The 11,669-nt window shown below is 73.7% G+C and carries 14 protein-coding genes; 7 read left to right on the top strand and 7 right to left on the bottom strand.

All coding sequences use genetic code 11. The features are described 5' to 3' along the window. Nucleotides 1-126 precede the first annotated feature (126 nt). The 3 genes from H1A17_RS24535 (at nt 127) to H1A17_RS24525 (ending at nt 1,763) form a co-directional block, all read left to right on the top strand. Complete coding sequence (locus H1A17_RS24535; protein ID WP_145917646.1) at nt 127-477, top strand: DUF1232 domain-containing protein; 351 nt, start codon at nt 127-129, stop codon at nt 475-477. A gap of 46 nt (nt 478-523) precedes the next feature. Then, nucleotides 524-1,000 (top strand): TIGR03618 family F420-dependent PPOX class oxidoreductase, encoded by a 477-nt coding sequence (locus tag H1A17_RS24530; RefSeq protein WP_194822989.1) that lies wholly within the window; start codon nt 524-526, stop codon nt 998-1,000. 160 nt (nt 1,001-1,160) lie between these two features. After that, nucleotides 1,161-1,763, top strand: coding sequence for a hemerythrin domain-containing protein (locus H1A17_RS24525; protein WP_194822988.1), 603 nt, complete (start codon nt 1,161-1,163; stop codon nt 1,761-1,763). Between the two features lie 54 nt (nt 1,764-1,817). On the opposite strand, the gene H1A17_RS24520 is transcribed toward H1A17_RS24525, so the two are convergent. After that, nucleotides 1,818-2,048 (bottom strand): ferredoxin, encoded by a 231-nt coding sequence (locus H1A17_RS24520; RefSeq protein WP_145917643.1) that lies wholly within the window; start codon nt 2,046-2,048, stop codon nt 1,818-1,820. Between the two features lie 20 nt (nt 2,049-2,068). Beyond that, nucleotides 2,069-3,277, bottom strand: a complete 1,209-nt coding sequence (locus H1A17_RS24515; protein ID WP_240762575.1) for a cytochrome P450 — start codon at nt 3,275-3,277, stop codon at nt 2,069-2,071. Between the two features lie 284 nt (nt 3,278-3,561). Between H1A17_RS24515 and H1A17_RS24510 the strand changes: the two genes are divergently transcribed. Beyond that, nucleotides 3,562-4,728 (top strand): AI-2E family transporter, encoded by a 1,167-nt coding sequence (locus tag H1A17_RS24510; protein ID WP_309236849.1) that lies wholly within the window; start codon nt 3,562-3,564, stop codon nt 4,726-4,728. Between the two features lie 95 nt (nt 4,729-4,823). Here the strand turns inward: H1A17_RS24510 and H1A17_RS24505 are convergent, their stop codons facing one another. Next, a complete protein-coding gene (locus H1A17_RS24505; RefSeq protein ID WP_145917641.1) occupies nt 4,824-5,480 on the bottom strand; it encodes a dienelactone hydrolase family protein in 657 nt (218 codons plus the stop codon). Nucleotides 5,481-5,604: 124 nt separating this feature from the next. Here H1A17_RS24505 and H1A17_RS24500 point away from each other — a divergent pair, with 124 nt between their 5' ends. From H1A17_RS24500 to H1A17_RS24490, 3 genes are all read left to right on the top strand, one after another. Next, nucleotides 5,605-5,997 carry a MerR family transcriptional regulator gene (locus H1A17_RS24500; protein ID WP_194822987.1) on the top strand — a complete coding sequence of 131 codons (393 nt, stop codon included), beginning with the start codon at nt 5,605-5,607 and terminating at the stop codon, nt 5,995-5,997. Next, nucleotides 5,967-6,314: a co-chaperone YbbN gene (locus H1A17_RS24495; protein ID WP_145917640.1), complete on the top strand. Its 348-nt coding sequence runs from the start codon at nt 5,967-5,969 to the stop codon at nt 6,312-6,314. The genes H1A17_RS24500 and H1A17_RS24495 overlap by 31 nt, the downstream gene beginning before the upstream one ends. A gap of 95 nt (nt 6,315-6,409) precedes the next feature. Then, nucleotides 6,410-6,589, top strand: a complete 180-nt coding sequence (locus H1A17_RS24490; RefSeq protein ID WP_145917639.1) for a hypothetical protein — start codon at nt 6,410-6,412, stop codon at nt 6,587-6,589. Nucleotides 6,590-6,643: 54 nt separating this feature from the next. Here H1A17_RS24490 and H1A17_RS24485 read toward each other — a convergent pair whose 3' ends face one another. The 4 genes from H1A17_RS24485 to H1A17_RS24470 all read right to left on the bottom strand — a co-directional run bounded on the left by H1A17_RS24485 (nt 6,644) and on the right by H1A17_RS24470 (nt 11,657). Next, nucleotides 6,644-9,016 (bottom strand): glycoside hydrolase family 65 protein, encoded by a 2,373-nt coding sequence (locus H1A17_RS24485; RefSeq protein ID WP_145917638.1) that lies wholly within the window; start codon nt 9,014-9,016, stop codon nt 6,644-6,646. Continuing rightward, entirely contained in the window at nt 9,013-9,762 is a 750-nt protein-coding gene (locus H1A17_RS24480) for a beta-phosphoglucomutase family hydrolase (protein WP_145917637.1), read from the bottom strand. The genes H1A17_RS24485 and H1A17_RS24480 overlap by 4 nt, the downstream gene beginning before the upstream one ends. Nucleotides 9,763-9,811: 49 nt before the next feature. Continuing rightward, nucleotides 9,812-10,279 carry a DUF4442 domain-containing protein gene (locus H1A17_RS24475; protein WP_145917636.1) on the bottom strand — a complete coding sequence of 156 codons (468 nt, stop codon included), beginning with the start codon at nt 10,277-10,279 and terminating at the stop codon, nt 9,812-9,814. Nucleotides 10,280-10,352: 73 nt separating this feature from the next. Then, nucleotides 10,353-11,657: an ABC transporter ATP-binding protein gene (locus tag H1A17_RS24470; RefSeq protein ID WP_145917635.1), complete on the bottom strand. Its 1,305-nt coding sequence runs from the start codon at nt 11,655-11,657 to the stop codon at nt 10,353-10,355. Nucleotides 11,658-11,669 lie beyond the last annotated feature (12 nt).

Here is an 11,669-nt window from a genome sequence, read left to right as displayed (position 1 = left end):
CGGTCGTGGCGCGCGGTCGGGCCGCCGTCGCCGCCTACTGACCCGCCCCCGCCCCGGCGACGGACGGCGGCGCGGCGCGCCCCCGGACTTCGGCGCGGCGGGCGGCGCTGGACTAGCGTTGCGGGCATGTCCCGGGAGATGTGGGCGCTCGTCGTCGTCGGTGTGATCCTGGCGCTGGCGACGCTGGTCGGCGCGGTCCTGCTGGCGGTACGGGTGGTCCGCACCCGACGGCTGCTCGGCACGCTCGGCGTGAGCGGCAAGGTGGCGTTCTACGGCGCGCTGATCTACACGATCTGCCCGGTCGACCTCCTGCCCGACCCGATCTACCTGGACGACATGGGTGTGCTGGCCGGGGCGTTGATCTACCTGACCCGGCTGGCCCACCGTCGCCGGGCCGCCGGTCGCGGCCTGCCCGGCCAGCCCGGTCGGACGGGTGTCCCGCCCGGTCCGGGCCAGCCCCGCCAGATCGTGCCATGATCGGGGCCGGGCCGGGGCCACGCCGGCCCTGGGACGGGGGACGGACATGGCCGGCAGGCATCGGTTGGACCCGTACGACGAACGGGTCCTCACGTTCTGCCGCGAGCGGCACCTGGCCACGCTGACCACCCTGCGGCCCGACGGCACGCCGCACGTCGTACCGGTCGGGCTGACCTACGATCCGGCGGCCGGGCTGGCCCGGGTGATCACGTCCGCCGGTTCGACCAAGGCCCGGTACGTCGCCGCCGCCGGTGCGACGGGGGTCCCGGTGGCGGCCTGTCACCTCGACGGCCGCTGGTGGCTGACCGTCGAGGGCCGGGCGGTGCTGCGGACCGACGCCGCCGCGGTGGCCGAGGCCGAGCGCCGGTACGCCGAGCGCTACCGCCCGCCGCGCCCGAACCCGGAGCGGGTGGTCATCGAGATCGGGGTGACCCGCCTGCTCGGCTCCCTCCCGCCGCTCACGTCCGAACAGGACCGACCGGCGCGACAGGAACGACCGACGCGACAGGAACGACCGACGTGACAGGGCCGACCGGCGGGTGACGGGCGGGCCGCCGACACCGCCGGCTGACGGGCGGGGTCGACGGGTGGCGGCTCATCGACGGTGATGGGTTCGGGTCGCCGGCGGTGGGTACAGGCCCCGCCAGGAGCCGATCCGTCCGCAACCGGTAAGGGGCACCGAGATGAACGACCCACAGGCCACCACGGACCAGGACGTGGTGGACGTCCTGACCGCCGACCACCACGAGATCGAGGCGATCTTCGCGGAGCTGGGCACCCGGCAGGGCAGCGCGGAACACCGTCGTCAACTGGCCGGGGTGTTGATCGCCGAGCTGGTCCGGCACGCGGTCGCCGAGGAGATGTACGTCTACCCGGCCGCCCGCCGGGCCCTGCCCGACGGCGAACAGCTCGCCGAGCACGAGATCGCCGAACACGCCGCCGCCGAGCGGACGCTGAAGGAACTGGAGCCGCTGGACCCGTCCGACGCCCGCTTCGAGCCGTTGATCAGCCACCTGGCGAAGACCATCCGCCACCACGTACGGGAGGAGGAGTCGGAGCTGTTCCCCCGGCTGCGGGCGGCGGTCGCGCAGGAGGAGCTGGTGGAGCTGGCCGACCGGGTGCGGGCGGCGAAGGGACACCTGCCGACCCGCCCGCATCCCGGCGCACCGGACCACCCACCGGCGAACCGGCTGCTCAAACCCGGCGCCGGACTGGTCGACCGGATCAGGGACACGCTGAGCGGGCGGCCGACCACCCGGGCGGAGCTGCACGACGGGCAGGACTGAGCGTCGACGGTGGTCACCTCCGGGTACCCCGCCGGAGGTGACCACCGGGCCCGGTCACGGTTCCGGGGCGATCCGGCTGTCGTCCGCCGCGTCGGACACCACGATCGCCTCCATCGGGCAGGACTCGGCGGCGTCCAGCACCGCGTCCGCCGGGTCGATCCGTTCGGCCACCGGCCGGGACAACCCGTCCACCAGGACGAAGTGCGCCGGGGCGTAGCTCGCGCAGATCCCCGCCCCGATGCACCGGGTCGGGTCCACGTGCACCCGCCAGCCGCTGTCCCCCATCTGCCCCACCGTTCCTTTCGCTACCAGCTCACGGGCAACGCCGTCAGGCCCCGGACCAGCAGGCCGCTCTTCCAGGTCAGTGCCGCCGGGGGCACCGCCAGCCGCAGCCCCGGGGTACGGGTCAGCAGCGTCTCCAGCACCACCTGGAGTTCCATCCGGGCCAGTTGGGCACCGATGCAGTGGTGCGGGCCGTGCCCGAAGGCGAGGTGCGGGTTCGTCTCCCGGTCGAGGTCGAGCCGGTCGGCGTCGGGGAAGACGGTCTCGTCCCGGTTGGCCGAGGGGATGGAGACCAGCACCGGTTCACCGGCGCGGACCAGCACCCCGCCGAGTTCGACGTCCTCCAGGGCGTACCGGGCGAACGCGGAGGTGGCGCCGAGCGGGATGAAGCGCAGCAGTTCCTCCACGGCGGACGGCACCAGGGACGGCTCGTCGAGCAGCCGCTGCCAGACGTCGGGCTCGGTGAGCAGGACGTAGACCAGGTTGGGGATCTGGGTCACGGTGGTCTCGTGGCCGGCGGCCAGCAGGCCCGCCGCCAGGCGCACCATCTCGTCCTCGGTCAGCCGGTCGGCGTTCTCGTCGCGGGCCCGGACCATCGCCCCGATCAGGTCGTCGGTGGGGGTCACCCGCCGCTGGGCGATCAGCCCCGCCATGTACGACAGCAGTTGGTCGAGGTAGCTCTGGGCCACCTCCGGCCGCAGCGAGGTGGTCGACACGATCGCCTCGGACCAGGTGTGGAACCGGTCCTGGTCGGTGACCGGCACCCCGAGCAGGTCGCAGATGACCCGGATCGGCAGCGGGGTGGCGACGTGGGCGACCAGGTCGGCCGGCGACCCGGCGGCGGTCATGCCGGTGACGAGGCCGTCGGCCAGTTCCCGGGTGCGCGGGCGTAGTTCCTCGACCCGCCGGGCGGTGAACGCCTTGGCCGCCAGCCGGCGCAGCCGGCTGTGCTCGGGCGGGTCCATCCCGAGGATGCCGGCCTCCCGCTGGTAGGGGACGCTGCGCGGCTCGTCCCGCCCGACGGCGGCCGCCCGGCTGAACCGGGGATCACCCAGCACCGTCCGCACGTCCGCGTGCCGGGTGGCCAGCCAGGCCGGTTCCCCGAAGGGGAGTTGCACCCGGACCAGCGGTTCGTCGCGGCGCAGCCCGGCGTAGCGGGGGTCGACGTCGAGCCGGTGCGGATCGCTGAACGGATACGGCCGGGCCTTCGTGACGTGCGTTGTCTCGGTCACCGGGGATGCTCCCTCTCGTCGACGGCCCGCGCGCTCGCGCGCCGACCCACTCCACACGACTCCACGGTGAGTCATGCCCCGAATGCGGATAGTAGCGACAGTCGCCGATGGTTTCCAGGGGCGGAACGTCTGTCGGGACCGGCAGCACCGGGGTCCGGCGGGTGGCCGCCGTCCGGAAGGGACCGTCCTGAACGGAACCGGGTAGCCGGCACGGCGTTGAGCCACCGGGTGTCGCGGCCGGCCCGGTCGGGTATCGACCCCGCCGAGACCGAGGAGGAACCGACGTGGCCGAGGACGGTGCCGGGCGTACGCCCGAGGTGACGGCTGCGGGTGCCCGCCCCAGCCCACGGCAGGCCTGGGCGGCGCTGCCCTGGCTGGTCCGCACGGCGGTGGTGTGGAGCGCCTGCCTGGTGGTCGTGGTGTTCGGCTGTTACCTGCTGGGCCGGGTGGCGGTGCTGCTCGCGCCGCTGGCGATCGCGGTGGCGGTCACCTTCTTCCTCACCGCGCTGCTCGACCCGGTGCTGTTGGCCCTGCGCCGGCTGCGGGTGCCGGCGGCGCTCGCCGCGCTGCTGAGCGTCCTGCTGCTGCTCGGGGTGCTGGTCGGGGTGGGGGTGCTGGTGTGGAACCTGACGGCCGCCCAGTTCGGTGAGCTGAGCCAGCAGCTCGACGAGGGGCTGCAACGCTCCCGCGACTTCGTCACCGAGACCCTGCCGGTCAGTGACGCCCAACTCGACAAGCTGATCGGGCAGGTCCGCGACGGCCTGGGTGGCAGCGCCCCCGACCCGGTCGGCGGGGCCCGTACGGCGGCCGAGGCGCTCGGCTCCACCCTGCTCGCCCTGGTGCTGCTGTTCTTCCTGCTCAAGGACGGCCGGTCGATGTGGCACTGGGTGCTGCGCCGGATGACCGGGCCGAACCGTACGGTGGCCGCCGAGGCGGGCCGGGTCGGCTGGCGCACCCTCGGCTCGTACAGCCGGGGCACGATGATCATCGCGGCCATCGACGCGATCGGGATCGGGCTGGCGCTGGTGCTGCTCGGGGTGCCGTTGGCGCTGCCGCTGGCACTGATCACCTTCCTCGGCGGTTTCGTGCCGATCATCGGGGCGACGGTGGCCGGCGCGGTCGCCGTCCTGGTGGCGTTGGCGGCGAACGGGCCGACCACGGCGCTGCTGGTGCTGGCCGCGGTGATCGCCGTCCAGCAGGTCGAGGGCAACCTGCTGGAACCGTTGATCATGAAGCGGCAGGTGCAGTTGCACCCGGCGGTGATCCTGGTGGTGGTCACGGCGGGCACGCTGATCGCCGGCATCGCCGGGGCCTTCGTCTCGGTGCCGATCGCGGCGGTCGCCTACCGGGTGGTCGACACCGTCCAGCGGCACCGGGAGCAGGTCGCCCCGACCCCGCCGGCCGACCGCCCGCACCACCGCCGCGACGAGCCGCCCGCCGCCCCGGCCTGAGGCGCACCAAACGCTCCTGGGGCGATGTTGCGGTATTCCGGGGCCCGGTACACCGCAACATCGCCCCCCTTGCGCGTCGGGCCGCCAGGACGGGGTCAGGCCGGGACGGGGAGGTGGTGGGTGAACCAGCCGGCGGCGGCGTCGGCCACCTGGTCGAGCGTGCCGGGCTCCTCGAACAGGTGACCGGCACCGGGCACCACGCGCAGTTCGTGCGGGGCGGCGAGCACCTCGGCGGCCTGTTCGTTCACCGTGATCACCTGGTCGTCGAGGCCCCCCACCAGCAGCAGCGTCGGAGCGCGTACCCCGGACAGGGCGGGGCCGGCCAGATCCGGCCGGCCGCCCCGGGACACCACGGCGGCGACCCGCTGCGGACGGGCGGCGGCGGCCACCAGGGCGGCGGCGGCCCCGGTGCTCGCCCCGAACAGGCCGACCGGCAGCCGGCCCAGCGTGGGTTCGGCGGCCAGCCAGTCGAGGGTGCCGGTGAGCCGGCCGGCCAGCAGGCCGATGTCGAAGCGCCACTGCGCGGTCCGGGCGTCGGCCGCGTCCTCCTCGGCGGTGAGCAGGTCCACCAGCACCGTCACCAGCCGGCGACGCTGGAGCACCCGGGCCACCGCCACGTTGCGCGGGCTGTGCCGGGAACTGCCGCTGCCGTGGGCGAAGAGCACCACCCCCGTCGCGTCGTCCGGCCCGTCGACGTCCGCCGGCAGCCTGACCTCCCCCAGCGACACGGTCGCCTCGGCGCGTACCCCCATGGTGGTGCCCCCTCCCGCTCGCCGGCCGGTGGTGGTTACCCACCCGGTGGCCGCTCTCACCCGTTGCCTTGACACCGGCGGCAAGGTCTAGCGTGACGCCGGGAACACCGGCGAGGAGGTCGGGATGCTGATCGGCGAGCTGGCGCAACGGGCCGGCACGAGCACCCGCACACTGCGGTACTACGAGACACACGGGCTGGTCCGGCCCCGCCGCTCGGCCAACGGCTACCGGGTGTACGACGAGGCCGAGCTGCGGGTGGTGCACGAGATCCGGGCACTGCTGGCGGTCGGCTTCGGCCTCGACGACATCCGGCCCTTCGTGGCCTGCCTGCGGGCCGGCCACGCCTCCGGGGACGTCTGCCCCGACTCGGTGGCGGTGCTGCGCCGCAAGCTGGCCGAGGTGGAGGCCTACCTCGACCGGCTCGGCACGGTCCGCCGCCGGCTGCACGACCAGCTCACCCAGGCCATCGCACAACGGGAGGAAACATGCCTCAGGACACGGCAGCGCACCGGTTGACCGCCGTCACCGACGCCACCTTCGCCGACACGGTGCTGGCCGCCGACCGGCCGGTGGTGGTCGACTTCTGGGCGGACTGGTGCCCGCCCTGCGTGGGCACCTCCCGGCACCTCGCCGAGCTGGCCGAGGAGTTCGGCGACCGGCTGCGGGTGGTCGCCCTGGACACCGACGCGAACCCCGCCACCACCCGGGCGTACGGGGTGATGTCGCTGCCCACCATGCTGGTGTTCGTCGGCGGGCAGGTGGCCGGCTCGATCGTCGGCGCCCGCCCGAAGAACCACCTGCGCCTCGCCTTCGCCCGCCACCTCGACACCTGACCGGCCCCGCCCGGCGGCGGTTTGCGGGGGTTTCCGGCGGGAAGACGCGCGGGACACCGGCGCAGCCGCGCCCCGCACGGATCACGAGGTTCGCCATGGCCAAGCGGAAGGCACGTCAGCAGACCCGGACCATCGAGCAGGACCGCCCCGAACCGGACGCCGGGCACGAGCCCGACTGGGCGGACGAGGCGGCGCAGGCGCGTACCCCCGAGGACCCTCGGGCGGTGGCCCCCCGCGACGCCGGTGGCCGGCCCTCCAACGGCCCCCAGTTCTGACAGGCGGAGGGTCGTCGGCGCTGCCGCGACGGCGACCCTCCCCGGCCGGCAGGGTCAGCCGGGGGACTCGGGCAGGCGCAGCAGCGGGGCCCGACCGGGCGGCTGTTCCGGTGCCGGGCCGCTCTCGTGGCGCTGCGGCACCGGCACGGTCACCGGGGCGGCGGAGGTCACCCGGACGGTCTCGCCGTGGTGCCGCAGCTCCATCACCGTGTCCGGCCCGCCGTTGCGCAGCGAGTACGTCGTCTGGTGCGGCCGGACGTCCACCCGCAGCCGCATCGAGCGCCACTGCAACGAGAACTCCAACCGGCTCAACCGGCTGGACAGCCGGGGGGCGAACGACAGCTCGCCGTCGTGGTCGCGCAGCCCGCCGAAGCCGGCCACCAACGCGATCCAGGCCCCCGCCAGCGACGCCATGTGCACGCCGTCGCGGGTGTTCTCGTTGAGGTCGTGCAGGTCCATCAGCGCGGCTTCCCGCAGGTAGCTGTGCGCCAGCTCGGGGTGCCCCACCTCGGCCGCGAGCACCGCCTGGGTGCACGCCGACAGGGACGAGTCCCGCACGGTACGCCGCTCGTAGTAGAGGAAGTTGCGCAGCTTCTGCGCGTCGGTGAAGGCGTCCCCCCGCCAGTGCATGGCCAGCACCAGGTCGGCCTGCTTGACCACCTGCTTGCGGTACAGGTCGAAGTACGGGTAGTGCAGCAGCAGCGGGTACTTCTCGGTCGGGGTGTGCGCGAAGTCCCACTCCTGGAGCCGGGTGAACCCTTCCACCTGCTCGTGCACGTCGAGATCCTCGTCGTACGGGATGTGCATGGCGGTGGCGGCGTCGCGCCACTCGGCCGCCTCCTCCTCGGACACCCCGAGGTCGAGGGCCTCGTCGCGCAGGCGCATCGCGCAGTCGGCGGCGGTGAGCAGGTTCCGCTGCGCCATCAGGTTGGTGTAGATGTTGTCGTTCTTGACGGCGGTGTACTCGTCGGGGCCGGTCACCCCGTCGATGTGGAACCGGCCGTACCGGTCGTGGTGGCCCAGGGAACGCCACAGCCGGGCCGTCTCCACCAGCAGTTCCAGGCCGATGTCCCGTTCCAGTTGCTCGTCGCCGGTGACCAGGACGTAGCGGCGCAGCGCGTCGGAGATGTCGGCGGCGATGTGGAAGGCGGCGGTGCCGGCCGGCCAGTACGCCGAGGACTCCGGCCCCTCGATGGTGCGCCACGGGAACGCCGCGCCGGCCAGGTTCAACGTCCGGGCCCGTTCCCGGGCCTGCTCCAGGGTGGCGTGCCGCCAGTACAGGGCGTCGCGGACCGCGCCCGGCTGGGTGTACGTCAACACCGGCAGCACGAACATCTCGGTGTCCCAGAACGCGTGCCCGTCGTAGCCGGGGCCGGTCAGCCCCTTGGCGGAGATCGGCCGGCGTTCGGCCCGCGCCCCGGCCTGGAGCACGTGGAACAGTCCGAACCGGACGGCCTGCTGCACCTCCGGGTCGCCCTCGACCCGGACGTCGGCGGCGTCCCAGAACCCGTCGAGGTAGCCACGCTGCTCCCGGTGCAGCCCGTCCCAGCCGGCCAGCCGGGCGGCGGCCAGCGCCGCGCCGACCTGGTCACGCAGCGCGGGCAACGAGCGTCGGCTGGACCAGCCGTACGCGAGGTACTTGACCACGCGGAGCGTCTCGCCGGGCTGGAGCACGCAGCCGACGGTGGTCCGCACCCAGTCCTCGTACCCCTCGGACTCGATGGTGGTGCGGCCCGGGGCGTCCACGTCGTGCCCCATCCCGGCGGCCACCCGCAGCCCGCTGACCTTGGTGCGGTGGATGAGCAGGCCGCCGTCGCCGGTGGTCAGCTCCTCCTCGGCCTGCAACGGCGACTCCAGCACGGCGGCGACCCGGGGGTCGCGGCTCTGTGCCGGCAGGTTCTCGTTGGCGACCAGCTCGGACTGGAGGATCAGCCGCAGCGGGCCGCTGACCGCCTCCACCTCGTAGTGGATCGCGGCGACCGACCGTTGGGTGAAGGAGACCAGCCGGGTGCTGCGGACCTTGACCTCCCGGCCGGCCGGCGAGCGCCAGTGCATCTCCCGGTAGAGGGTGCCGGCCCGCAGGTCGAGGACCCGTTCGTGGCTGAGCAGCTCGCCGTAGCGCAGGTCCAGCGGTTCGTCGTCGACGAGCAGCCGGATCAGCTTGCCGTTGGTGACGTTGACGATGGTCTGCCCCGACTCGGGGAACCCGAACCCGGCCTCCGCGTACGGCAGCGGACGCAGCTCGTAGAACGAGTTCAGGTAGGTGCCGGGCAGGCCGTGCGGTTCGCCCTCGTCGAGGTTGCCGCGCAGCCCGATGTGGCCGTTGGAGAGCGCGAACACCGACTCGGACTGGGCCAGCACGTCCATGTCGAGGCGGGTCTCCCGGATGTGCCACGGCTCGACCGGGTAGGCGCGCTCCCGGATCATGCGGCCGGCCCGGTCAGCAGCTCGGCGAGGTCGGTGACCACCACGTCCGCGCCGTGGGCGCGCAGCTCGTCGGCCTGTCCGACCCGGTCCACCCCGATCACGTGGCCGAAGCCCCCGGCCCGGCCGGCGGCCACCCCGGCCAGCGCGTCCTCGAACACGGCGGCGTCGGCGGGGGCCACCCCGAGCAGCTCGGCGGCGGCGAGGAAGGTGTCCGGGTGCGGTTTGCCGCGCAACCCCTCGGCGCGGGCGACCAGCCCGTCGACGCGTACCTCCAGCAGCGGTTCCAGACCGGCGGCGGCGACCACGTCGCGGCAGTTGGCGCTGGCCGAGACGACCGCGCGGCGCAGCCCGGCCCGCTCGGCCGCCTTCAGGTAGGCCACCGAGCCCGGATACGCCGCCACGCCGTCGTGGTGGATCCGGTCCAGCAGGACGACGTTCTTGCGGTTGCCGACGCCGTTGACGGTCTCCGCGCCGGGCGGGTCGTCGGGGCTCCCCTCGGGCAGGGTGATGCCCCGGGAGGCGAGGAAGGAACGCACCCCGTCGGCGCGCGGTTTCCCGTCGACGTAGCGGTGGTAGTCCGGGCCGGGGTCGAACGGCCGGAACGGTTCGCCGTTGGCCTCGGCGTGCCGGCGCAGCAGGTCGTCGAAGGTCTGTTTCCAGGCGGCGTTGTGCACCTTGGCGGTCGGGGTCAACACGCCGTCGAGGTCGAAGAGGCAGGCGGTCACATGAGCAGGTAGGCCCAGCACGCTACGAATCTATCCACCGCCCCACCCGGGCAAACCCCCGCCACGCGGGTCAGCGGTGCGGGCGCAGCGTCCACAGGACGGTCATGGTGGCGGTGACGGTGCCGTCGGGGGTGCCGATCTCCACCGCCACCGGGAATTCGGGGCGCTGCCCGGCGTCCAGTTCGGCGAGCACCTCGGCCGGGGGACGACCGAGCCGCGCGGTGGCCCGCACCTCCCCCATCGCCACCCGCCGGTACGCGATGTCGGCCCGTACGGCCAGCGGCAGCGCCCGGTCGAGCACCTGCCCGAACGCGGCCATCACCACCGCGCCGGAGGCGGTCTCGCCGAGGGTGAACATGGCGCCGGCGTGCGGGCCGCCGACATGGTTGTGGGTGGCCGGCGAGTCGGGCAGCCGGACGACGGCCCGGACCCCACCCTCGGCCTCGGGCGCGACCTCGACGAACTCGAAGCCGAGCGTGCGGGCGAACGGGACGGCCCGGAGCACCCCGGCCGCCACCTCGCGGGAGTCAACGGTCATACCCTGACGTTACTCGCGGGTAGATACCCCGCCAATACCATGCGCGATGTCGCGACCACGCGCGGCGGCCGGGTCAGCGCCAGCCGACGTCGATCCGGTCGCCGCGTTCGTCGAAGAAGTGCAGGGCGTCCATCCGGACCGCGACCGCCATCGGGTGACCCGCCGAGATCGCCGGGTACGGGGCCAGCCGGACCGCCAGTTCGGCCGGGCGGCGGTGGTGCCGGCCGGGGTCGTTCAGCACGCTGGTGCGGTTGCCACCCGGCGTCCGGTCGGTCTGCTCGGGGTCGGCGGCGCGCCCGGTGAGCCGGGACATGACCTGGCCGAACCGGCGCAGCCCGCGCTGGCCGGGGGCCGCGTCGTCGGTCGGGGCGCTCATCTCGTCGACCATGATGGCGGTGGCGCCGATGTCGAGGAAGGCCAGCGACTCGTGCCCGTGGTGCTCCAGGTAACGCACCCGACCCTGGAGCACGTCGCCGGGGGTGTCCGGGGCGACCGGGGTGAGCGCCTCGGCCCGCATCCCGACCACGATCCGCTCGCCGTGGTAGTGCGCCACCGCCCGGCTGCGGATGTCGTCCCACGGCAGGTAGAGCGCCTGGTCACCGAGGGTCAGCGTGACGTACCGGTCGAGGTGGACGTAGACCGACGCCTCCAGCAGGTTCATCCGGGGGCTGCCGAGGAAGGCGGCCACGTAGAGGGTCGCCGGCCGGCCGTACACCTGGGTGGGGGTGCCGACGTCCTGGAGCACGCCCTTGCGCATGATGGCCACCCGGTCGGCCATGGTCAGCGCCTCGGCCTGGTCGTGGGTGACGTAGATGGTGGTGACGCCCAGCTCACGGGTCAGCGCGGAGATCTCGGCCCGCAGTTCGGCGCGCAGCCCGCTGTCCAGGTTGGACAGCGGCTCGTCCATCAGGAACAGCCCCGGCCGGCGGACGATCGCCCGACCCATCGCGACCCGCTGCCGCTGGCCGCCGGAGAGCTGGCTCGGCTTGCGGCCGAGCACGTCGCCGATGCCGAGCGCGCTCGCCACGTCCTGCACCCGCTCACCCCGGGGCACCGGCTCGACGCCGGACAGCTTGAGCGGGAAGCCGATGTTGTCACCGACGGACATGTGCGGGTAGAGCGCGAAGTCCTGGAAGACCATGGCGATCTTCCGGTCGCGCGGCGGAAGGTCGTTGGCGACCTCACCGTCGAGCATCACCGCGCCGCTGGTCGGCTCCGCCAGGCCCGCGATCATCCGCAACACGGTCGACTTCCCGCAACCGGACGGGCCCAGCAGCACCATGAACTCCCCGTCGACGACGTCGAGACTGACGTTGTCGACGGCAATTGTCCCGTCCGGGAATACCTTTGTGACGTCCTTCAGCGCGACGGTGGTCACCGTCTCCTCCCC

The sequence above is a fragment of the Micromonospora sp. S-DT3-3-22 genome, assembly GCF_015354745.1.
GTDB classification, from domain to species: Bacteria; Actinomycetota; Actinomycetes; order Mycobacteriales; family Micromonosporaceae; genus Micromonospora; species Micromonospora wenchangensis.
This window is presented reverse-complemented; position numbering and strand designations above follow the sequence as displayed.